Raw genomic sequence first — 22,621 nt, 5'->3', positions numbered from 1 at the left:
CCAGGCTGCTACGCAGACACCCGCCCCGCCTTACCCGCCCGCTGAACCGTCCACCGGTTCTCCGGCACGTCCAGCCCGTAGGACGAGCGCAGCGTGGTTCCCGGGTACTCGGTGCGGAACAGGCCACGCTCCTGGAGGATCGGCACCACCTCGTCGACGAACACCTCCAGGCCACCGGGGTAGAACGGCGGCATGATGTTGAACCCGTCGGCTGCCCCGGCCCGGAACCACTCCTCGATCGTGTCCGCGACCTGCACCGGCGTACCCGTGAACACCCGGTGCCCACGCGCCCCGGCCAACCGGCCGAGCAGCTGACGCACCGTCGGGCGTTCCCGTTCGATGATGCCCGCCACCACCTGCGACCTGCTGTGGTTGTTGTCCAACGTCTGCCCGGTCGCCTGCACCGCGGACAGCGGGATCACCGTGTCCAGGTCATCCTCCGTGAAGTCCAGGTCGAACAGGCCGTTGAGCGTGGGCAGGTTGAACGCCGGGTTGATCAGCTCGGTGAACCCGGCCTCCAGCTCCTTCGCCTCCTTCTGCGTCGCCGCGATGAACGGTGACAGCCCCGGCAGGATCTTCACATCTTTCTCAGACCGCCCGGCCGCGACGGCCCGGGCCCGGATATCCGCGGCGAAGTCCACCGCGTCCTCCAGCCGTTGGTGGGCGGTGAAGATCGCCTCGGCGAAGCGTCCGCCCAGGGCACGGCCCGCGTTCGAGGACCCGGCCTGGACAAGTACCGGATGCCCCTGCGGCGAGCGCGGCACATTCAGCGGCCCCTTCGTGGACACGTACCGGCCCCGGTAGTCCGCCGGATGCACCCGGGAGGGGTCGGCCCAGCGTCCTGCGACCGGATCGACGAGCAGGGCGTCCTCCTCGAAGGAGTCCCATAACGCGACTACTGCCTCGACGAACTCGGTGGCGCGGGCGTAGCGCTCCTCCGCCGACGGGTGCCCGGTCAGGCCGAAATTTGCCGAGGCGACGTCGGCGGCGGTGGTCACGATGTTCCAGCCTGCCCGTCCGCCGGAGATGAGGTCCAGGGACGCGAACGCCCGGGCGAGGGTGTAGGGGTCGTTGTAGGTGGTGGACGCCGTGGCGACCAGACCGATGTGCTCGGTCCGCGCCGCGATGGCCGAGAGCAGTGTCAGCGGCTCGAAGCCCGCGCCGGGGCGTAGTTCGACATTGCCGGTGACGGCCGGGGAGTCGGCGAAGAAGATCGCGTCGAGCCGGCCACGCTCGGCGGTCCCGGCGATGTCCACGAAGTACTCCGGGTCGAGCAGTCGCTCCGGGGTGGTGGCGGGGTGTCGCCAGGCGGCCTCGTGGTGGCCCTCGGGGTAGACGAAGGCGTTGAGGACGAGCTGGTCGGTACGGTCGGTGTAGCTGGTGCGGTCGGTCATGTCAGTTCTCCTGTGGCGTAGGGGTTGAACTCGTTGGTGAACAGGTCGTCGGGGTTGACCTCGTCCTCGTGGAACTCGCCGTTACGGACCAGCCAGTCGGTCCAGATGCTGAACTCCTCGGGCTGGATCACACCGCCGGGTTTCGGTATCGACGAGCTGCGGTAGTACTCGGCCAGCGCAGGGTCCTCGTCGCGGTCGCGGCCCGCCATGATGGTCTTGTAGCGGTCGATGACGGTCTGTCGGTCGGTGGTCTGCAGCCAGCGGATCGCCCGGGCGACACCCTGGGTGAAGTCGGCGACCGCGTCGGGTGACTTCTCGATGAAGTTGTCGCGGAAGATCCAGGAGCCGTAGGAGAACTCGTCGAAGAGGTCCTTGTCGGTGTAGATCTCCCGGAAGTCCCCGGACGCCGCGGCGCGCTGGAGGAAGGGTCCGCTGACCGCGCCGACGTCGATCTGCCCGGAGCGCAACGCCTCCTCGTTGTTCACCGGTTCGACGACGACCAGGTTGACCTTCCCGATCTCCTCAGGCGTCAGGCCCTGCTGGCGCAGCCATTCGCGCGTGATGAACTCGGCGTGGGCACCCAGGGTGTTCATACCTATGGTCCTGCCGATGAGGTCCTTGCCGGTGTGGATGTCCGAATCCTTCTTGACGAGGAAGCCGTTGTAGGTCTCGGCGTCCGCCCCGTAGGAGTCGACGACGCCGGTGATCTTCGCCCCGGACGCCCGGAGCTTCGCGATCGCACCGTTGAAGGCGGAGCCGAAGTCGGTCTCGCCGGTCGCGACGTTCTGGATCGAGATCGGCCCCGAGGAGGTGTCGCTGACGCGGTTCAGGGCGATGTTGTCGAAGTAGCCCAGGTCCTCGGCGAGCTCGGGGAGGTTCACCGAGCCCGGCGTCCCCTGGTACTTCAGTTCATAGCGTCCGTCGGCGAGTTCGGTGGCCCCGCCGGTGCCGGCGCATCCGGCCAGTGCGAGGGAGGCCAGAAGGGAGAGGACGCCGAACAGAGAGAGCAGCAGGCGTCGCATCAGCGCCACCTCGACAGTCGACGCTGCACGGCGAGCAGGCCGTAGTTCGCGATCAGTCCGAGCGCGGCGATAGCGATGATGCCGACGTACATGTTGGCGATCTGGAAGTTGAGCTGGGACGCCTGGATGAGGTAGCCGAGCCCGGACTTCGCGCCGATCATCTCCGCGGCGACGAGAACGAGGATGGACGCCGCCGCCCCCATCCGCAGGCCGGTGAAGATCGAGGGCACCGCCGAGGGCAGCACGACCTTGGTGAAGATCTGGTGCGGACGCAGGTTCAGCGACCGGGCGGAGCGCACGAGCAGCGGGTCCACGGTACGTACCCCGGTGAGCGTGTTGAGCAGGATCGGGAACAGTGCGGCGTAGACCACCAGGGAGATCTTCGCGGTCTCACCGATGCCGAGCAGCAGAGTGACCACCGGCAGCAGGGCGAGGGCGGCAGTGTTGCGCAGGATCTCGAGGACCGGGGTGAGCAGGTCGGCGAGGAAGCGGTACCAGCCGATGAGCAGGCCGAGCGTCACCCCGGCGACGACGGCGATGCCGAAGCCGATGACCGAGCGCGTCAGGCTGGCCCCGACATGGTGGCCGAGCGTGCCGTCGGTGGTGAGCCGCCACGCCGCATCGAGCACATCACTCAGCGGCGGCAGGAAGATCGGGTTGACCCAGTCATTGCGCGGCGCGATCTCCCACACGGCGAGCAGGATCAGGATGAGCAGCGAGCGGGTCGCGGTGCGTCCCGCGAAACGTGGCAGGGCGTGCAGGATGCCTCGGGCGCGGGAGGACGCGGTGGGCGTGGCATCGGAGTCCGGGGTCGTGGGGTGCTCAGGGGAGGACGCCGGGTCAGCGCCGGCGGGTGAGGTGGTGGACCCGGGGGAGGTCCCGGTGGTGGCGTAGGCGTCCGGTGTGGTGGATGTGGAGGTGAGTGTCGTGCTCATCGGTGGGCTCCTGTGAGGGGTCGTGGGGTGGTCTCCTGCTGGAGCAGTGCCCAGAGGTGGTGACGCAGGGTGCGGAAGTCCTCGGTGGAGCGGGCATCCGGCACCGAGCGGTCGATATGGAGGTCTTCCAGCGCCCGGATCCGGCCCGGGCGGGCGCTCATCACCGCGACGCGGTCGGAGAGGTACACGGCCTCGTCGATGCTGTGGGTGACGAAGACGATGGTCTTCTGCGTCTCCTCGCGGATCGTCAGCAGCAGGTCCTGCAGGGATTCGCGGGTGAAGGCGTCAAGGGCGGCGAAGGGCTCGTCCATGAGCAGCACATCCGGGTCGTAGGACAGGCTGCGGGCGATGGCGACGCGCTGTTTCATGCCGCCGGAGAGTTCCCCGGGGTGGCGGTCGGCGAAGTCGGACAGGCCGACGAGGTCGAGGTAGTGGCGGGCGGTCTCGCGCCGTTCGCGCCGGGAGCGGACGCTGTTCTCCAGCCCGAACTCGACATTGCCCAGGGCGGTGCGCCAGGGGAGCAGGGCGTACTGCTGGAAGACGATGCCGCGGTCGGTGCCGGGGCCGTCGACGGGTCGGCCGTCGATGAGGATCTCGCCGCCGGTCGGTGTGGTCAGGCCGGTGAGCAGGTCGAGGAGGGTGGATTTCCCGCATCCGGAGGGGCCGAGCAGGGAGAGGAACTCACCGTCACGGACGTCGAGACTGGTGCGGTCGAGCGCGGTGACGGTGTTACCGGAGGTGCCGGCCGGGAAGATCTTGGACACCTCCCGGACGGAGATTTTCGGTGGGGAGTGCGGTTCAGAGGAGTTTGTCATGGCGCGGAATACTGCCAACCGGCTCCCGAACCATCAAGAGGTTCAGTTCTCGTCACGCTGAACAACAGGCGGGTGGTTGACAGCGGTGACCACGGCTGTCCGGGGCCAGGTCACGCGAACAGCATCATGCAGTCCCGGTCCTGGAGGCCCAGGTCAGTGAGCGCATCCGTGGCGAGGAAGAGTGGATCCTCATCCCGCCGCGCCGGGGAGAACGCGTCCACGATGGCGTCATCGTCACCCCCGTCGAGGGTGTCGGCGCGGGATTCCGCCCGCTCGGCATCCGCATTGAGGGCCCCGGTGAAGGAGCTCCACGGGTCTGGTGCGGTGGAGACCGTCGGACTCAACTCGTCCATCTCTTCGGCAGTGCGGCGCTTCTCGGTGGCGATGCGCCCGGCGGCGTCCCGGATCCCTGCGGTGATCTCAGGCAGGTCCTCGCGGGAGAGTACCGGCCGGGTGACGTCCCGGAAGATCAGCTCGCTGTCCTCGGGGAAGTTCTCGCCGAACCGACGCTCGACGATCGCGGTGCAGATCGACGCCGCCTCCCGGTAAAGGCCGGTGTCCGGGTCCTCCGGCGGCACCAGGGTGAAGACCTGTGCGCAGTCGTGGGAGCCCATGCGGTCCTGGATCTCCTCGGGGAACTCGGCACCTGATTCGCCGGCGAGGCCGAGGAAGGCGCTCTTCATGGCGTCCTCGTCACCGGACTCCAGGGTGCTGATCTGGTCGTTCCACACCTCGGCGGTGGCCTGCCAGGCCTGCCACCACGCGTCCAGCCCGTCCACCTCGGCGACGGGGTCCTTCAGAGACTCCAGCGCGGTCTCCCGGTCATCGACCCGTTGCCGGAGCTCCGCGGTGGCCTCGGTGATCAGGTGCGCGTCGGGGGTATCCCCGGTCATCAGGGCCGTGGCCACCCCGGTCGTCCCGCTGTAGTCCTCCGGCAGATCCTCGGCGGAGCGGTCGTTGATCACCTGGGAGCAGGCGGTCGCCAGCCTGCTCTCTGCCGACCGGTCGGTGGCTGAGGCCGTGGTCGTCGGGGTCGGGTCGGCGTCGTTCCCGGAGCAGGCGACCGTGGCCGCGCAGGCGAGGGTGAGAACCAGGGCCAGGGTCGCGCGGGAGATGTCCATGTCATCAGTATCCGGTACGCGGTCACCCCGCGGCACACCCTCGGCTGTCCGCAGGTCGAGGTGGCCTCCACCCCGGTGAACCGGTCGCCGAGCCGGCAGTCCGGTCCCGTCAGGACGCCGCGCAGATCGGCGTCCTCCCGGATGATCTCGCCGAAGGACCGGCCGTCGGTGGTCAGCTCGCGCGAGTCGAACACTGGCGAGGCCATCGGATCCGTCAGGTCGATGCCGCTGAGGTCCGGGGCGGAGGACGCAGCGTCTTCCGCGGCAGCGGCGGTGGCCCCATCATCCGGGGAGTCGCCGAAGAAAGCGACGGGAGAGTGCAGACGGGATCGTCGGATCCTCGGCTGCGAAACTCGACGGGACGCATCCTGCGGTTTCGGCACTCCAGTGTGGAAACCCCGCCCGGTCACCCTGGGACGGGTGACCGGGCGGGGCAGAAGGAGAGAAGTCCTACAGGGGGCGCCCTACCGCGCAGCGGAGCGGACGCTGTTGGCCTCGCGCTCCAGCTCCTCGATCTCTCGGTTGAGCTCGGCGGCGTGCTCGACGGCCTCTTCCCGGGATGCGGCGGCGGGATTGGAACCCCACATCGGTCGGCCGTTGGTCTCCGGAAGGTAGCGCAGGGCGATCAACCCGATCGCACCGGCGATCATGAGGTAGTAGGCGGGCCACATCAGGTTGTCCGTGGCGGAGATCAGGGCCTCCATGACCGTGGAGGTCGTGCCGCCGAACAGGGAGATCGACACGTTGAAGGCGATCGCCAGGGCACCGGCGCGCACCACCGTCGGGAACAGGGAGGGCAGGGTCGACGGCATGATCGAGCTGAAGCAGATCAGCGACAGTCCCATGATGAGCATTCCCAGGAAGACCGTCACCACGTTGTCGACCCGGACCAGGAGGATCGACGGGATCGCCAGCACGATCAGCGAGACGCAGCCGGCGAGGACGATCGGCTTGCGTCCGACACGGTCCGACAGCCTGCCGAAGACGGGGATCAGCAGCAGGCAGATCAGCATGACGATGATCTCGAGGATATTGGCCGTGAGGCTGGTGATCTCGAAGCCGTCCTGCCGGTTGCCGACCTCGTCGAAGTAGGAGGGCATGAAGGAGGTCAGCATGTAGTTCGTGACGTTCCAGGCGATCACCAGGCCACAGCAGACCAGGACGGAGGGCCAGAGGGACGCGATCTTCTTGAACTCGTGGCCCTCGAAGTCGCGGGCCGCGTGGGTCTCGCTCTCCGGTGCGCTCTTGGCGGCCTCCTGTGCCTCGAAGGCGGGGGTGTCGCTGAGCTTGGCGCGGAGGTAGATGCCGATGAAGCCCAGTGGAAGGGCGACGAAGAAGGGCAGGCGCCAGCCCCAGGACTGCATGGCGTCGTCGCCGAGGACGGACTCGAGGATCACCGCGACAGAAGCACCGAGCACGTAGCCGCCGAAGGTACCGACCTCCAGCAGGCTGCCGAAGAAGCCACGTTTACGGTCCGGGGCGTACTCCGCGATGAAGGTCATGGCGTTGGAGTACTCGCCGCCGGTCGAGAAGCCCTGCAGGAGGCGGCAGAGCAGCAGCAGGAACGGTGCGGCCATGCCGATGGTGGCGTAGTCGGGGATGACGCCGATGAGGAAGGTGGCGGTCGCCATCATGATCATCGTGATGGCGAGGACACGGTTACGTCCGATGCGGTCGGAGAGCGGTCCGAAGATCAGGCCGCCGATCGGGCGGACGAGGAAGGAGACCGCGAAGAGGCCGGCGGTGATGATCTTGCCTGCTGCGCCGGAATCCTCCGGAAGGAACACCCCCTCGATGGTCAGCATGAGGTAGCCGTAGACGCCGAAGTCGTACCATTCGGTGACGTTTCCGATGGCGGCGGCGTTGATGGCGGTTCTGACGGTGGCGGGCTCGGTGACGGTCACGTCGTCTGCCTTCCACCTCTTTCCCTTGGTGGGGGTGGGGGTCTTCGGGTGTGATCCGAACATGGCTGGGGTCAGCCGTCCTTCCGGGGTTCCGGGGTGTGCAGTGGGTGGGGTTGTCCTGGGCCGCGGTCCTTTCGTCGGGTCTTGACGGACGGGTCCCGTGGCACGGAGTGCACGGGACCGTGAGGACGCCGGGGAATGGCGTCCGGTAATGAAATACTCGTTCTACTGTATAGTCGCCTTATCAATATGAGCAACCTGATCGCCTCTCTCTACTGAAGCTGAGAGGCGAAGTGACCGGCGTTTACGCAGGTATCCCCCGTGAATCTGGGGTGAACTACATCGTCGCAGGTCGGGGGAATATTAGGGAGTGGTAAGACCGGTCCTGGCGTCCGTGGTTCACCTCGGACTCATCAGAGCCCGTGCCACTCTGAAGGGGCGGGAGTGGCACGGGCGAGAAGAGGTCAGGCCTTGCCTGCGTCCTTCACCGCGTAGAGCGGGTGGTCCAGGCGCCAGGTGGCCAGGGTGATCAGGGTGCACAGGATCGCCAGGACGGCGAGTGTGTCATCGGTGCCGGCGGAGACGAAGAGTACGGCGCCGGTGAGGATGCCCCCGAGGAAGCCTGCGTAGGTCACGGCCTGGGAGACCCACACCCAGCGGCTCACGCGGGCCATGTGGAGGGCGAACCCCTGGCCCATCTTCACCAGCGTCCCGGTGACATAGGACAGCGGCATCGCGACCTGGTTGTTGCGGCTGACGGAGGTGTTGAGTGCGCCGAGTCCGAAGGCCAGGCACAGGACGGGGATGACGCCGAACAGGTCCGATGCTCCCTCGGTGGCCACGTCCGCGAACCAGGCGAGATAGGCGGCTCCGGTGGTGAGGACCGTGGCGCCGTGCCGGGATTTGCGCCACCAGCGGATCCTGGCCCAGGTCGCGACCATTACACCGAGGATGAAGACGAGGACGGTGGTCAGGGCGCTGATACCCAGGACATGCTCCCCCTTGGCATGCTCGAGGATCATCCGCTCGGTGTTGCCGGTCATGAAGGTGACGTACCAGCCGTCGGTGTGCAGCCAGGCAGCTGCGCCCATCGCGCCGGCCAAGGCGGCAAGCACGATGCCGAGGGCCATTTCACGACCGTCGTGATAGGGGCCGAGGGCGGGGTGCGGGGTGCTCGGCGGACTGTGCTCGTCCGGTCGGTTGACCGGGGTAGCTGTGGTCGGGGTATGCGTGGTCGTGGGATGTGAGGGCACGATCGGGCGCCTTTCCGGGTAAGGGTCTGTCTGGTCTGTCCCGTCTGGCCGGACGGCCAGATCGGTCCCGGGGCGACACCGCCGGTGCGAGGAGAGTCGGCGGTGAGTCCCGGGGTCGGCCAGTCTATGTGGGGTGTACGCTCTTCACCTCATGATTCCGGACACGTCCGACCAGTGTGGAGATGCAGGTCACAGTGCGCTCATGGTTTCCCCGCCTGGCTCGCGCGAATGCTGCTACTGTTTTCAGGAAGGGAACTCACCGGGTTCCGGGGATGACGGCGAGGGGCCGTCGCATACGTCGAGACGAAAGCCGACATGAAAGTTGAGGGCGGGGACATGGGGTTCACGCATACGCGCGCAATGACCACACTGGTGGTCGCCACCTTCGCGGTCCTGATACTCACCGGGTGCTCCGGAGGAGAGTCGGAGTCGGGGAAAGCACGATGGAGGGGGAACACAGCCGACGGACCAGCAGGGGTTCCGACGATCAGCGTCCTGCCGCCGGGTTCGCTGGCCCGGGAATGGAGATGCGGGAATGGAGATGAAAGAACTTCCGGAGTTCCCGGAGAGCAGCGGGATGTCAGACGAAAGGGTGGAGCAGGCGGTCGACACCATGGTGACGGGTGACGTCGACGCAGTTGAGCGACTGTCCCTCCAGCAGTACATGGGGGCGCCGGACGGCAGGACGAATTCCCACTCGGACGAGGCCCTCGAAAATCTCCGGCGCTGACCCGACGCCCACCACAGGATGGGGCCGAGGACAGGGACAAGCCAGCAGACGGCACCCCGCGACTGTGTCCGCCCGTGTCGCTCATCCCGGCCAACCAGGTGGTCAACACAGCTCCTCTCAACCGGGACTACCGGGCGCCCCGGTCCCCGGCGTGTCCTTCGCCGCCCACCGCAGCCCGCGGTTCAACAGCCGCATGACCCCGCGGTACGCCCACGGCATGTTCACCTGTGCCCAGCGTCCCACCCGGATGTCCGGGCTGGTGTACAGCAGGTAGCGGCCTTTGCGCACACCACCGACGATCGAGGACGCCGCCTCCTCAGGTGTCACCGCGATGCCCTGGAACAGGCCCTTCGCCTTCAACACCCGCGGCTTCGACTGGTCGACCCCGTCGATGTCGATGGTACGGACCAGGGGAGTGTCCACCGCACCCGGCACGGCACAGTGCACGGCGATCCCGGAGGACGCCAGGTCGAACCGCAGCACCTCGCACAGCCCCAGCACTCCACCCTTCGACGCCGCATAGGCACCGTGCCACGGCAGGCCCAGGAACCCGGCGGCCGAGGACACACAGCACAGGTGCCGTGAGCGTTTCCGGCCAGGCAGCAGCCCGAAGAGGCGGCGTCCTTCCCGACCTGTCAGCGCCGGCGCCGTAGACATCGGAGGCACCAGCGACTCGACCACGTTCACCGTGCCGATGAGGTTGACGTCGATGACCTTCGTCCACTTGTCGTGTGGCAGCGTGGTCGGATCACCCCAGATCGCGATGCCGGCGACGTGGAAGACCTCCTCCGGTGCGCCGTGTGCGTCCACCAGAGCAGCACCCCAGGAGGACACCGCCTCATGGTCGGTGACATCCAGGGCGCTCACGTCCACGACCGAGCCGGGGGTGGCGTCCTCCAGCTCTGTGCGCAGTGACGCCAACCCCTCCTCGTCCCGGTCGGTGAGCGCGAGTCGTCGCCCCTCACCGGCCAGGGTGCGGGCGACCTCCCGACCGATGCCGGACGCCGCCCCCGTCACCACGCTGTACCCGTTGCTTCCGTCGTTGCCGCCCATCGCCGTGACCTACTCGAACTCGAGGCCGAGCAGGGCGTTCTCCACCAGCTCGGACAGGGACGGGTGCGGCCAGTACTGCTTGCGGGCGAAGTCCACCAGATCCAGGTCGAACTCGATCGCGGTGACGAGCAGCTGGATCAGCGTCGCGGCCTGCGGGCCCATGATGTGCGCACCGAGTAGACGACGCGATCCGGCGTCCGCGATGAGCTTGCAGAACCCGGTGGTGTCCTCCATCGCCCAGCCGTAGGCGACATCCGAGTACTCCTGCACCTTCACGGTGATCGTGCGGTCGTTCTCCTCGGCCCACGCGCGGGCCTCGGTCTCGGTCATGCCGACATAGCCGATCTGCGGGTGGCTGAAGATACCGCCGGGGACGTTGTCGTGCTTGAGCGGCTCCAGGTCGAACTCATCGGAGGAGGCCACGTTGTGGAACACCGCCCTGGCCTCCTGGTTCGCCACATGCTTGAGCTCCGGGCCGGCGATGGCGTCGCCCAGGGCCCAGACCCCGTCAGCGGAGGTGCGGCCGAAGTCGTCGACGATGATCTTGCCGTCGCCATCGAGCTCCACCCCGCCGGCCGCGCAGTCCAGCAGATCGGAGTTCGGGACTCGGCCCTGGGCCAGCAGCAGCTCGTCGCAGTCGATTTCGCGTCCGTCGTCGAGGGTGACGGTGACCAGACCGCCGTGCTCGCGGGCGGCGGTGACGGTGCGACCCAGCAGGTTCGTCCACTGCGTACCCGCGACCTCGGTGAAGCGGCCGCTCACCGTCTCATCGAACTTCCGCAGCAACGTATTCGACCGGTTGATGACGAACACCTCCACTCCCAGGGAGGAGAAGACGTGCGCGAACTCGGTGGCGATGATGCTGCCGCCGAGGATGACCATGGTGCGCGGCAGCTGCTCCATCCGCATCACGTCGACATTGGTGCGGTAGCGCACACCGGACTCCGCGATGACGTCCGGCACCCAGGTGCGTGTACCGGTGGCGAGGATGATCTGGTCGGCGGTGACGGTGATGGTGGCGTCCCCGTTCTCCCCGGTGCCGATCTGCATCGTGCGGTCGCCGGTGAACCGGGCGACGTCGGAGTACAAGGTGATGTTCGGGGTCTCGTCGCCGCGCCGGTACTCCTCACCGCCACGGGAGATCGGGTCGATACGACGGCCGAAGACGCGCTCTTTGAGACCGTCCCAGTCGATGCGCCACTGCGGCTGGTCGACCGGCTCACCGGTGCCGGGGTTGGCCGGGGAGAGTCCGTAGCGGGACGCCTCGGAGTGCTCACGGGCGACATCGGCGGTGTAGACGTACATCTTCGTGGGGATACACCCGACGTTGATGCAGGTGCCGCCGAAGATGCCCTTCTCGACGATGGCGATCTTCCGGTCGTAGAGTTCCTCGGGGATGGAGTTGCCCGAGCCGGTGCCGACGATGATCAGGTCGTAGTGTTCTGCGTGTTCTGCGTGTTCTGCGTGCTCTGCGCTGTCTGCCGCGATATCTGCCATGGGCACGATCGTAGTGATCTACAGGCTCGGCCGGTGATCTCCGGCAGTGGAACCTGCACAGCGGCATCTCTCCCTGTCGCCTCGGACCGCTCAGCCGACGCGAAGAGATGCCGGACTGCCGGAAGGGATGCCGACATGGGGCAGCGTCGCGGCCCTGAGGCGCTGACGCTGTGGTGAGCGATTCCGGCGAGAGGGCGGGAGCTGGAAACAGGGAGCTGGGAACAGGCAAGACAGGGGAGAAGGGTGACCGCCTCAGCCCAGGAAGGCGTCCACTGCCTCGAAGGCGGTCTCGCGGACCTCCGGTCGGGAGAGGAAGACGTCGTGCATCGCGCCGGGCACCGTGACGACCACACAGTCCGGGTCGACCAGGTGGGCGGCGTCCCGCATCTGTGAGGGCTTGAGGATCGTGTCGGTGAGGAAGGCGATCTCCTCCGGAACCTCCACCCCGTCGGTGCCCCTGATGCTGCGGCCCGGGCTGTCGGCGTCCGAGCACAGCAGAAGAGTCGGCACACCGGTGGAGAACCGGCCGGTGTGCAGTTTGTCGATCTCACGGGACACACCCACCAGCCAACTGACCTGTTTCGGGCGGGGGAGCAGCGGCTTGTACTCGCGGTCGTAGTCCCACTCGCCGAACTCCTCGACGTGCAGCGTCCGCCCGTAGGTCGGGTTGATGCCCCCGGGCACGTGCCATGCCGGCGCCACCTTCGCGACCTTCGGGAACACCTGCCGGATGACGAAGTTGGTGAACCCGTCGAACTGGAGATCCAGCCACGGACTGTTCAGCACGACCGCGTCAATCACACCGTGGAGGACGCCGCGGGCCGCATCACCGCGCCGGGCGGCGGCGTGGAGGCGGGCGACGAACATGGTGACGTCCAGACCACCGGTGGAGTGGCCTACCGGGACGACCGAGGGGTGTCCCGCACCGAGCAGGGACAGGGCGACGGAGAGGTCCTCGTCGTAGATCGCCTGCGAGGTGACATGGTGCCAGGTCTGGCCGGGGCGGTGTGAGCGTCCGCACTTGCGGAGGTCGATGCCGTAGACGGCGTACCCCAGGGCGTCGAAGTGCTCGGCGACGTGGATCTGGAAGAAGAAGTCGGTCATGCCGTGGACGAGGAGCATGGCGGGGCGCCCAGCATAGGCGGCGTCTGACCCGGCGTCCTCCCCGGAAGGCCGGTAGCGCACCAGCGTGGTCACCACGGGTGTACCCGGTGCCTCGCCGTCCGGGTCGGCGCCGAGTTCGACGGTCGTCTGCTCGTATCCCTCACCCAGAAGGTCGGGCACAAAGTCCAGGTCATGGATACTTGTTCCCATTGGTTGGGACAGTACGGAGGCAAGATTGAGATCAGTCACAGGCGGCCATGCTACCCGGCAGAACGGGCCCCGATGGTGAACATGGCACGTCACCGCGTACCATTACCTGATTGTGGACGCCCCGACCTCTCCGGTCGCACACCGTACAACGGTGCCGCCCGGCCGGTCGCGACGGCGGAACAGCAGCGATGAAAAGGATTGTGCTAAACGTGTCACCCTCCCAGAATGACCGCGTCGACGTCGCCCTTGTCGGCGCCGGCGTCATCTCGACGACTCTCTCCGTGATGCTCCGTGAGCTCCAGCCTGACTGGAGCCAGCTCATCATCGAGCGCCAGGACATCCCGGCCTCCGAGTCCTCGGACCCGTGGAACAACGCCGGTACGGGCCACTCCGCGCTGTGCGAGCTGAACTACACCCCCGAGGTCAACGGCAAGGTGGACATCACCAAGGCCGTCAACATCAACGAGAAGTTCCAGGTCTCCCGCCAGTTCTGGTCCTACCTCGTCGAGAACGGCACCCTGGGTGACCCGAGCGAGTGGATCAACCCCACCCCGCACATGTCCTTCGGTCACGGTGCCAAGGATGTCGCGTACATCAAGGCCCGCTACGAGGCCCTGAAGGACAACCCGCTCTTCCCGGACATGCACTACACCGACGATCCTGAGGTCTTCGCCTCCAAGGTCCCGCTGATGGACAAGGGTCGCGACTACTCCGAGGGTGTCGGCCTGTCCTGGATCGACGCCGGTACCGACATCAACTACGGTGCCCTGACCCGCCAGTACCTGGACGCGGTCACCGCCCAGGGTGTCGAGGTCCGTTACGGCTCGCAGACCACCGACATCACCCGCGAGGGCAACGGCTGGAAGCTGACCGTCAAGAACCTGCACAACGGCGACACCACCACCGTGCACGCGAAGTTCGTCTTCGTCGGTGCCGGCGGAATGGCCCTGCCGCTGCTGCAGAAGTCCGGCATCTCCGAGATCAAGGGCTACGCCGGCTTCCCGGTCTCCGGCCAGTGGCTGCGCTGCACCAACCAGGAGCTCGTCGACCAGCACGCCGCGAAGGTCTACGGCAAGGCCGCCGTCGGCGCCCCGCCGATGTCCGTCCCGCACCTGGACACCCGCGTCATCGACGGCAAGAAGGGCCTGCTGTTCGGCCCGTACGCCGGCTGGACCCCGAAGTTCCTCAAGCAGGGTTCCTACCTGGACCTGTTCAAGTCCCTGCGCCCGGGCAACATCCCGTCCTACCTGGGTGTCGCCGCCCAGGAGTTCGGTCTGACCAAGTACCTCGTCACCGAGGTGCTGAAGAACCAGGCTGCCCGTGTCGAATCGCTGCGTGAGTACATGCCCGACGCCCGCGACGAGGACTGGGAGCTCGTGACCGCCGGTCAGCGCGTCCAGGTCATCAAGCCGGCCAAGGCCCCGAAGTTCGGTTCCCTCGAGTTCGGTACCGCGCTGATCAACTCCGCCGACGGTTCCATCGCCGGCCTGATGGGTGCCTCCCCGGGAGCCTCCATCGCCCCGTCGGCGATGTTCGAGGTCCTGCAGGCCTGCTTCTCCGACAAGATGGACGAGTGGACCCCGAAGCTCAAGGACATGGTCCCGTCCTACGGCAGCAAGCTCTCCGACGACAACGCTCTGTACAACGAGCAGTGGGAGCGTAGCCAGAAGGCCCTGAAGCTGGCCTAGGCGTCCGGCCGTGCACTGACAACGACCCGGCAGGGTGGTCTGAGAATTATCAGACCACCCTGCCGGGTCGTTCATGTGCGGGCACTAGACTCGGTGGCTATGAGTCTTGTACTGACCGGGGTACCGGTGCTGGTGGTCGACGGGCCGGAGGCGGATGTCGCCGCCGAGCTGCTGCGCGAGCAGGGGGCCGTGCCTGTGGGGTGGGGGGATGTCGCCACGCGGATCGGCCTGGTCCGCATTCCCGCGGGTACGGAGACCACGGCTGCCGACGAGGCGCTGGCGTGGGCGCACCGTAACGGTATCCCCGTCGACGACCGGCGCCCCCGGGAGGAGAGGAAGGACGCCACCCCCGACGCCACTTCATCATCCACTGTCGGCGAGGTCGTCCTCGTCGGTGGTGGACCGGGCGATCCGGAGCTGATCACGGTGGCCGGGGCGAAGGCACTGGCCGAGGCTGACGTCATCCTCACCGACCATCTCGGCCCGGTGGATCTCGCCGAGGACGCCGCAGCCCGCGGTGCCGAACTCATCGACGTCGCGAAGATCCCGTACTCCCGCCAGGTCGCCCAGGAGCGGATCAACGAACTCATGGTCGAGCGGGCGAGCGAGGGGAAGAAGGTCGTGCGGCTCAAGGGTGGTGATCCGTTCATCTTCGGCCGCGGTTACGAGGAGATCGAGGCCTGCACGGCTGCCGGCATTCCGGTCCAGGTGATTCCCGGGGTGACCTCGATGACCGCAGGACCTGCGGTGGCGGGGATCTCGCTGACCCACCGCGGGCTCAACCATGACCTGACGCTGGTCTCCGGACATGTGCCGCCGGACTCGTCGAAGTCACTGGTGGACTGGACTGCACTGGCCGGTATGACCGGCACCCTCGTGCTCATCATGGCGGTGAAGAACGCCGGCGCGATCGCCGCGGAGCTCATCGCCCAGGGGCGGGACGCCGCCACCCCGGCGGTCGTCGTGGAGAACGCCTCCATGCCCGGCCAGCGGGTCACCGCCGCGACGCTGGTGACCCTCGGCGAGACCATTGAGCGGGAGGGTCTCGGTCATCCCGCCGTCATCGTCATCGGGGACGCCGCGGGGCACATCGCCGAGCTGGGGTAGGTCACCGCAGCGGGGATCTACTGCACCCGGCGGACAGTACCCGGTCCGCGGAGCCATTCACCGAGGTGGGGGAGCGTGAATTCGACCTTGCCGCGCCCTGCGGGCTGGATGAGGTCGCGTTCGATGAGCCGGGCGCGGACGTCCGAGGTGGAACCCGCGGTTTTCCCGAGCGCTTCGGCGACATCTGCGGTGGACTGTGGCCCGTCGCCGAGTTCTGCCATCGCCGAGAGATAGCGGCGTTGGCCCGCCGGAACCTCCTTGAGGGAGATGAAGTGGACCTGGGCACCCATGGACTGGACGGCTTCGCTCCGCTCCCTGTCAACGTCCGCGGCTTCGATGACAGTCCGCTCCTTCCGCTGTGCGGTTTCCCAGCAGAGGTAACCGATGAGCTGGACGAGGTACGGATAACCCTCGGCGATGTCGACGGCTGTCTCGACCGCCTCGGGAGTGAACTCGATACCGGACCCGTCTGTGGTGTGCCGGATGACGTCTCCTGCGTCCTCATCGGTCAGTGGCCCCAGGTCATACCGTTCGGCCCGACGGAGGAACGTCGTCCCGGGCAGATTGAGGAGTCGGTCGGTGCCGAACGGCAGTCCGGCGACGACCAGGGAGACCTCCATGCGGTCACGGACGAGATCCTGGTAGGCGACGGCCAGCCGGGTGATGTCCTCCGCATCAGCGTCCTGGATCTCGTCGACCGTGATGAGGACGCCTGTGCCCTCCAGTAGTGCGAGAAGCTCGCGTAGCCGTGTGTTGATGGTCGGAACCGGCTGGAGGGGGTCGGATGTCGATGTGCTCACCGATCCCAGTCCGGCAATGCTCACGCCGGAGACCTTACGGCGTGACGGCGGATCGAGCTCCAGGATCTTGCCGGGGATCACGGTGTCCGTGAGATCGGCGACCGGGTTGTCTCTGCCAGAGGCTCGCAGCACTATCCACCCGCGGGTGGTGGCGATGTCCTCGAGTTCTGTGAGGAGGGCGGTCTTTCCGATCCCTCGGGCACCACTGATGACCATGCTGCGGGTGGGGGAACCCGGGCCGCTCTCCAATGCCCGGGTGAAGTCATCGAGGATGATGCGTCGTCCGGCCCAGTGGCGGGGCGACGCTCCGAAAGTCGGACTGAAGGGATTGGGGACTGTTGCGCTCACACTGTCAGACTGCCAGATAAAACGATAAACCGATAGTCTTCGCGAATTCCGAGAATCCGATAAAACGATAGAACGGGCGTGGTCGACGCAGTCAGAGACTCCGATAGTCCGAGATTCGGTGACCTTCGGCCGCCTCGGCATCACACCACCAGCGTCAGGGTGTCCTTGGGGGCTTTGCCGCCGACCGCCTCGTTGATCTCGACGGTCATCCCCGCAGACTCGGCGATCGCGGCGACGTCAGCGGCTGTGCGGGCGGCATCGGCATCTGCACCGGCGGTGGCCAGCACCCGGGCCAGGACGCCTTTGTAGTGCTTGTTGAAGTGGCTGACGACCTTGCGGCTGCCGTCCGGGCGCACCGATTCGACCCGCACCGTCACCGCCGCCGGCACCTTGCCGAGTCCCTGGTAGCCGCCGGAGCGCAGATCGACGATCACACCGTCCCCGGAGCCGTCCGGGGTACACTGCAGGGCCTCGGTGATCAGGCGTCCCCACCGCTTCTTCAGCGTCGGTACCGCGGTGAGCACCGCGGACCCTGTGCCCCGCCCGGCGTCCTGCACCGGCAGCTTCGTGCCCGAGGACAACCGGTAGTGGGGGATGAGGTCGTCGGCGCGGACCACCCCGAACAGGGCAGATCCGACGGCCAGCCGGGACCTGGCGTCCGCGTCCCTGTCCGTGAGGGACGCCGCGTCCAGGGCGTCGTAGAGGACCCCGGTGTAGCGCTCCAGCGCCGGCATCGTCGCGGCGGTGCGCAGCTCACGGTTGGCCACAGCCTCCCCACGCAGCGCCTCAGAAATGCCCAGGACCTGCAACGCGGCGTCCTCATCGAGGGATGAGAGATCGTCGAGGATCTCCGAGCGGACCGGGGTGAGAGTGGGGAAGGACAGAGTGTCGAGGTCCAGCGCGGGACCGGTGCCTCCGTCGGCCTTTGTCTCGGACGGAGGAAGGAGAATCAACATGAGGGACACCCTATCGATGTGGACAGAAGCAATGAACTAGAGTACCGGTCATGATCACCCGGATGTCCTCTTTCTTCCTGCGCACCCTGCGCGAAGATCCCGCTGATGCGGAAGTCCCCAGCCACAAGCTTCTCGTCCGTGCCGGCTACATCCGGCGTGTCGCACCCGGTGTGTATTCCTGGCTGCCGCTGGGTCTGCGTGTCCTGCACAATATCGAGGCGATCGTCCGCCGCGAGATGAACGCCATCGGGGCCCAGGAGATCCGGCTGCCCGCCCTGCTGCCGCGTGAGCCCTACGAGCGCTCCAACCGGTGGACCGAGTACGGCGACTCCCTGCTGCGCCTCAAGGACCGCAAGGGTGCCGACTACCTCCTGGGCCCGACCCACGAGGAGATGTTCACCGACCTGGTCAAGGGTGAGTACTCGTCCTACAAGGACTTCCCGGTCACCCTGTACCAGATCCAGACGAAGTACCGCGATGAGGAGCGTCCGCGCGCCGGCATCCTGCGTGGCCGCGAGTTCATCATGAAGGACTCGTACTCCTTCACCATGGACGACGCCGGGCTCGACGAGGCCTACAAGGCGCACCGTGTCGCCTACCAGCGCATCTTCGACTCCCTCGGTGTCGAGTACGCCATCTGTGCCGCCACCTCCGGTGCGATGGGCGGCTCGGCTTCCGAGGAGTTCCTCGCGGTTTCCGCTTCCGGTGAGGACACCTTCGTGCGCGCCACCGACGGTGACTACGCCGCCAATGTCGAGGCCGTCATCACCCCGGCCCCGGCCGAGCGCCCCATCGACGGTCAGCCCGAGGCGAAGGTCTACGACACCCCGGACGCCACCACCATGGACACCCTCCTGGACTGGGCACGGTCCGAGGGGCTGGAGGTCGACGGACGGCCCGCCGAGCTCACCGACACGCTCAAGTGCCTCGTCGTGAAGATCACCGAGCCCGGCGGAGAGCCGGAGCTCACCGGCGTCCTGCTGCCGGGTGACCGTGAGGCCGACATGAAGCGCCTCGAGGCATCCCTGGAGCCGGCTGTGGTCGAGCTTGCCTCCGACGAGGACTTCGCGAAGAACCCCTTCCTCGTCAAGGGCTACGTCGGGCCGAAGGGCCTGGCGGACAACGGCATCAAGGTTCTCGCCGATCCGCGCGTGGTCAACGGCACCGCCTGGATCACCGGTGCGGACGCGAAGAACCGCCACGTCGCCAACATGGTCGCCGGTCGCGACTTCACCGTCGACGGCTTCATCGAGGCCGCCGAGATCCGTGAAGGGGACGCGGCGCCGGACGGCATGGGCACGCTGACCCTGGAGCGCGGCATCGAGATCGGTCACATCTTCCAGCTCGGCCGGAAGTACACCGAAGCCTTCGACGTGAAGATCCTCGACGAGTCCGGCAAGCGCTCCGTGCCGACCATGGGCTCCTACGGCCTTGGCGTCTCCCGCCTCATTGCGGTGCTCGCCGAGCAGATGCACGACGACAAAGGTCTGCGCTGGCCGACCATCGTCGCACCGTTCGACGTCCACGTCGTCATCGCGAACAAGGACGCCGCCGCCGGCGAGGCCGCCGAGTCCCTGGCTTCCGAGCTGGATGCCGCCGGCCTCGAGGTCATCTTCGACGAGCGCCCCAAGGTGGGCCCCGGCGTGAAGTTCAAGGACGCAGAGCTGCTCGGAATGCCGCTGGTCGTCATCGTGGGCCGCGGTTTCGCCGAGGGCACCGTGGAACTGCGCAACCGTCTCACCGGTGAGACCACGAACATCGTCTACGGGGATGCGGTCGCCACGATCCGCGAGCTCGCCGGGAAGTAGTCCACCTTCTGCGCTACGCTGTCCTGCGGTCGTCCTGCGCAGATGCGGGACCATGAGCGTAGGAGGTGATGACTTGGCGCCGAAGAAGAAACGTCCAGGGACGTGGAAGATGAGCCCGGAACAGCTGCAGCAGCACCTGCTGCTGAAGACCCGGGCACGCACCGTCCCTGACAAGAAGAAGCAGAACGACCGAAGGGCCTGCCGGAACTCCCGGCAGGCCCTTCGGGGTATCAGGGCGCCTGTACCTCACGGCTACCTCACGGCTACCTCACGGATACCTCACGGATACCTCACGGCCGCCGGAACAGCTGGAGGATCTACTCGCCGCGCACGGCGACCGCGAGGGGATCCTCGCCCAGGGCGTCTTCCAGTGCGGCCTCGCAGCGCGCGGAGACCGCGCACCACATGGCCACGGTGAGCCGGTCCCCGGAGTCCGCGGTCCGCACCGTCCGTCGCAGGTCCACGGTGACCCCGTGTACAGCGTCCAGCAGCATCGCCACGGCGTCGGACCCGGACGGCGCACCGGACGGGAAGGTGTAGCCGGCCGATGAGGCGACCCCGGTGGCGGTGACGAGCGCATCGCGCACCCGGCGCAGTCGCGTCCCGACCGTCGTGACCGCCGAGGTCGAGGACCCGGCCGACGGCAGGATCCGTCCGGACAACCAGATCGCCTCGTGGATCCGGGAGGTGGCGTCCTCCAGCTCGGAGGGGGCGGAACCGGACAGCGGCCCGTCCACCACGGCCCAGTCGACCGCCGGCGCCCCGGCGTCCTTGTCAGCGACCGTGGCCTGCGCGGCGAAGAGTCCGGTGAGCAGGGACGCCTGGTCCTTGTCCGCGGCCTCAGGCAGCAGTGCGGTCATCATGTCCCGCACGGACGCCACGGACGGCATCTCGGCGGGTGCCTCGACATTGTCGACGGACGCGGTGCAGGAGTCGGAGGGCTCGGTGCCGCACTGCCGGATCACTTCCGCGGAGATCCGCTCGGCCTGCGTGCGGAAGAAGGACGACGGGGCGACCGACGACCCGCCGAGAGCCTGCAGGGCACCGAGGATCTCCAGCATCCGCTCATCGGGTTCCGGCTGGTCAGGGGAGCAGGCGGTGAGCGCTCCGGCGGCGGGGAGCGCGGTCACGCCCAGTCCGACCAACAGGGTCCGGGTGAGGAATCGACGACGTGACAGTCGGGGCAGGGGAGTCTCGTGCACTCTCCCAGTGTGCCATCTGAGGCCGGTGCTACTGTTCTGGGCATGGCTTTTCCCTCTGAACAGGAGCTCCGCGAGATCGCGGAGCCGTTGGCGGCGTCCCTCGGATTCGATGTCGAGGCGGTGAACGTCACCCGGGCCGGGGCGAAGTCCGCGGTCCGTCTCGCCGTGGACGGTGACACCCGTCCGGACCTGGACCAGCTGGAGGAGCTCAGTCAGGCCGTCTCCGCGGAGTTCGACGCCTGTGAGACCGCTGGCACCCTCAATTTCGGCCCCGGCTACACCCTGGAACTGACCACCCCCGGTCTGGACACCCCGCTCACCGCCGGGCGCCACTTCCGCCGCAATGTCGGACGCCTCGTCCTGCTCCGCGGTGAGAAGCTGCGCATTGCCGGAGTCGACGAGGGCAGCGCCGACGGGGACGGTGGGGACGCCACCGTCTGGCTGATCCGTCCGGCCGTGAAGAAGAAGGACGCCCCGACCGTCCTGGCCACGGAGTTGGCGGAAGCGGCCGGTGCCCTGGTAGAAGTAGAGTTTTCCGATGCCCCCGCCGCCGAATCCGAGCTGGTGGGACTGGACCCCGAGAAGTACCGTGCGCTGACCGCGCAGGAGGACGACAAGTGAAAATTGACCTGAGTGCCCTGAAAGCCCTGGAGGACATGGAACATGTCCAGGAGGAGTCCCTGATCAGGGCCATTTCTTTCGCCCTGCTCGATTCCTACCGGGAGTTGACCAAGGTGGAGGACCGCGCCCGGGTGGAGATCGACCGGGTCGACGGCACGGTGCGCGTTCTGCGCTCCGAGACCGATGACGAGGGCAATGTCACCGGTGAGTTCGACGACACCCCCACCGACTTCGGGCGCGACGCCGCCCGCGCGGTGCGCGACGCCATCCGTGGACAGGTCAACGTCGCCCGCGCCGAGACGAGCTACGGCAAGTACTCCGCCCTGGAAGGCACCGTCGTCTCCGGCGTCGTCAGCCGGGACGCCCGCGCCAATGAGCGCGGACTCACCGTCGTCCACCTCGGTACCGAGGCCGACGGACAGGACGGCATGATCCTCACCGCCGAGCACATCCCCGGCGAGAAGCTCGAGCACGGTGACCGCGTGAAGTGCTACGTCACCGCGGTCCACCGTGGCCAGCGGGGCATCCAGATCCTCCTGTCGCGCACCCACCCCGAACTGGTCCGCGGTCTGTTCGCCCTCGAGGTCCCCGAGGTCGCCGACGAGGCGGTGGAGATCGCCGGCATCGCCCGTGAGGCCGGTCACCGTTCCAAGGTCGCCGTGCGGTCGGCGGTCAACGGTCTGAACGCCAAGGGCGCCTGCATCGGCCCGCGTGGCCAGCGTGTCACCGCGATCATGGACGCCCTGGGCGGCGAGAAGATCGACATCGTCGACTTCTCCGAGGACCCGGCGGTCTACGTCGGCAACGCCCTGGCCCCGGCCAAGGTCGTCCGCGTCGACGTCACCGACCACGACATGCAGGTCGCCCGTGCGGTTGTCCCGGACCACCAGCTGTCCCTGGCGATCGGCCGTGAGGGGCAGAACGCCCGCCTGGCCGCCCGTCTCACCGGCTGGAAGATCGACATCCGACCGGAGTCCGACCCCGGTGAGACCGACGAGACGGGGGAGTACCGCGACACCCGCGAGGACTGATCCGGGGAGCGGACATGGTGCC

19 protein-coding genes and 1 pseudogene are annotated in these 22,621 nt (G+C 67.5%); 7 read left to right on the top strand and 13 right to left on the bottom strand.

The features are described from left to right. Positions 1-8: 8 nt before the first annotated feature. The 7 genes from ACZ9GM_RS05925 to ACZ9GM_RS05895 form a co-directional block, all read right to left on the bottom strand. The gene (locus ACZ9GM_RS05925; RefSeq protein WP_476037408.1) at positions 9-1,394 is read right to left on the bottom strand and encodes an LLM class flavin-dependent oxidoreductase; all 1,386 of its coding nucleotides are present in this window, start codon (positions 1,392-1,394) and stop codon (positions 9-11) included. Then, positions 1,391-2,416, bottom strand: coding sequence for an ABC transporter substrate-binding protein (locus ACZ9GM_RS05920; RefSeq protein ID WP_291476652.1), 1,026 nt, complete (start codon positions 2,414-2,416; stop codon positions 1,391-1,393). The genes ACZ9GM_RS05925 and ACZ9GM_RS05920 overlap by 4 nt, the downstream gene beginning before the upstream one ends. Next, positions 2,416-3,351: an ABC transporter permease gene (locus tag ACZ9GM_RS05915; protein ID WP_291476650.1), complete on the bottom strand. Its 936-nt coding sequence runs from the start codon at positions 3,349-3,351 to the stop codon at positions 2,416-2,418. The genes ACZ9GM_RS05920 and ACZ9GM_RS05915 overlap by 1 nt, the downstream gene beginning before the upstream one ends. Continuing rightward, entirely contained in the window at positions 3,348-4,166 is an 819-nt protein-coding gene (locus ACZ9GM_RS05910) for an ABC transporter ATP-binding protein (RefSeq protein WP_476037407.1), read from the bottom strand. The genes ACZ9GM_RS05915 and ACZ9GM_RS05910 overlap by 4 nt, the downstream gene beginning before the upstream one ends. A gap of 110 nt (positions 4,167-4,276) precedes the next feature. After that, the gene (locus tag ACZ9GM_RS05905; protein WP_476037406.1) at positions 4,277-5,287 is read right to left on the bottom strand and encodes a hypothetical protein; all 1,011 of its coding nucleotides are present in this window, start codon (positions 5,285-5,287) and stop codon (positions 4,277-4,279) included. A 464-nt stretch (positions 5,288-5,751) separates the two neighbouring features. Continuing rightward, positions 5,752-7,254, bottom strand: a complete 1,503-nt coding sequence (locus ACZ9GM_RS05900) for an MFS transporter (RefSeq protein WP_291476645.1) — start codon at positions 7,252-7,254, stop codon at positions 5,752-5,754. 401 nt (positions 7,255-7,655) lie between these two features. Beyond that, a complete protein-coding gene (locus ACZ9GM_RS05895) occupies positions 7,656-8,444 on the bottom strand; it encodes a YoaK family protein (RefSeq protein WP_291476643.1) in 789 nt (262 codons plus the stop codon). A 535-nt stretch (positions 8,445-8,979) separates the two neighbouring features. Between ACZ9GM_RS05895 and ACZ9GM_RS05890 the strand changes: the two genes are divergently transcribed. Further along, positions 8,980-9,174, top strand: a complete 195-nt coding sequence (locus tag ACZ9GM_RS05890) for a hypothetical protein (protein ID WP_291476641.1) — start codon at positions 8,980-8,982, stop codon at positions 9,172-9,174. 117 nt (positions 9,175-9,291) lie between these two features. Here the strand turns inward: ACZ9GM_RS05890 and ACZ9GM_RS05885 are convergent, their stop codons facing one another. From ACZ9GM_RS05885 to ACZ9GM_RS05875, 3 genes are all read right to left on the bottom strand, one after another. Then, positions 9,292-10,227 (bottom strand): SDR family oxidoreductase, encoded by a 936-nt coding sequence (locus tag ACZ9GM_RS05885; protein WP_291476639.1) that lies wholly within the window; start codon positions 10,225-10,227, stop codon positions 9,292-9,294. Positions 10,228-10,236: 9 nt separating this feature from the next. Further along, complete coding sequence (mtr, locus tag ACZ9GM_RS05880; RefSeq protein WP_476037405.1) at positions 10,237-11,724, bottom strand: mycothione reductase; 1,488 nt, start codon at positions 11,722-11,724, stop codon at positions 10,237-10,239. Positions 11,725-11,976: 252 nt separating this feature from the next. Further along, positions 11,977-13,038 carry an alpha/beta hydrolase gene (locus ACZ9GM_RS05875; protein ID WP_476037404.1) on the bottom strand — a complete coding sequence of 354 codons (1,062 nt, stop codon included), beginning with the start codon at positions 13,036-13,038 and terminating at the stop codon, positions 11,977-11,979. 188 nt (positions 13,039-13,226) lie between these two features. Here ACZ9GM_RS05875 and mqo point away from each other — a divergent pair, with 188 nt between their 5' ends. Together mqo and cobA are read left to right on the top strand one after the other, a co-directional pair. Further along, positions 13,227-14,726 carry a malate dehydrogenase (quinone) gene (gene mqo, locus ACZ9GM_RS05870; RefSeq protein WP_200859043.1) on the top strand — a complete coding sequence of 500 codons (1,500 nt, stop codon included), beginning with the start codon at positions 13,227-13,229 and terminating at the stop codon, positions 14,724-14,726. A gap of 99 nt (positions 14,727-14,825) precedes the next feature. Further along, on the top strand, positions 14,826-15,833 hold the full coding sequence (cobA, locus tag ACZ9GM_RS05865) for a uroporphyrinogen-III C-methyltransferase (protein WP_073883635.1): 1,008 nt from the start codon (positions 14,826-14,828) through the stop codon (positions 15,831-15,833). 17 nt (positions 15,834-15,850) lie between these two features. Here the strand turns inward: cobA and ACZ9GM_RS05860 are convergent, their stop codons facing one another. Together ACZ9GM_RS05860 and yaaA are read right to left on the bottom strand one after the other, a co-directional pair. After that, positions 15,851-16,981, bottom strand: a complete 1,131-nt coding sequence (locus ACZ9GM_RS05860; RefSeq protein WP_476037403.1) for an ATP-binding protein — start codon at positions 16,979-16,981, stop codon at positions 15,851-15,853. Between the two features lie 140 nt (positions 16,982-17,121). Then, on the bottom strand, positions 17,122-17,937 hold the full coding sequence (gene yaaA, locus ACZ9GM_RS05855) for a peroxide stress protein YaaA (RefSeq protein ID WP_476037402.1): 816 nt from the start codon (positions 17,935-17,937) through the stop codon (positions 17,122-17,124). 50 nt (positions 17,938-17,987) lie between these two features. Between yaaA and ACZ9GM_RS05850 the strand changes: the two genes are divergently transcribed. Together ACZ9GM_RS05850 and ACZ9GM_RS05845 are read left to right on the top strand one after the other, a co-directional pair. Further along, positions 17,988-19,745 (top strand): proline--tRNA ligase, encoded by a 1,758-nt coding sequence (locus ACZ9GM_RS05850; RefSeq protein ID WP_476037401.1) that lies wholly within the window; start codon positions 17,988-17,990, stop codon positions 19,743-19,745. Between the two features lie 109 nt (positions 19,746-19,854). After that, positions 19,855-19,950: pseudogene (locus tag ACZ9GM_RS05845) on the top strand (PTS nitrogen regulatory IIA subunit); the annotation flags it as partial. A 112-nt stretch (positions 19,951-20,062) separates the two neighbouring features. Here the strand turns inward: ACZ9GM_RS05845 and ACZ9GM_RS05840 are convergent. After that, the gene (locus ACZ9GM_RS05840) at positions 20,063-20,947 is read right to left on the bottom strand and encodes a hypothetical protein (protein WP_476037400.1); all 885 of its coding nucleotides are present in this window, start codon (positions 20,945-20,947) and stop codon (positions 20,063-20,065) included. 42 nt (positions 20,948-20,989) lie between these two features. On the opposite strand from ACZ9GM_RS05840, the gene rimP reads away from it, so the two are divergent. Together rimP and nusA are read left to right on the top strand one after the other, a co-directional pair. Continuing rightward, entirely contained in the window at positions 20,990-21,568 is a 579-nt protein-coding gene (gene rimP, locus ACZ9GM_RS05835) for a ribosome maturation factor RimP (RefSeq protein ID WP_476037399.1), read from the top strand. After that, the gene (gene nusA, locus ACZ9GM_RS05830) at positions 21,565-22,599 is read left to right on the top strand and encodes a transcription termination factor NusA (RefSeq protein WP_291476623.1); all 1,035 of its coding nucleotides are present in this window, start codon (positions 21,565-21,567) and stop codon (positions 22,597-22,599) included. The genes rimP and nusA overlap by 4 nt, the downstream gene beginning before the upstream one ends. Positions 22,600-22,621: the final 22 nt, after the last annotated feature.

Source organism: Corynebacterium sp. UD i78, assembly GCF_056280545.1.
The sequence above is the reverse complement of the archived record's forward strand: the minus strand, read 5'-3'. Positions and strand labels throughout refer to the sequence as shown.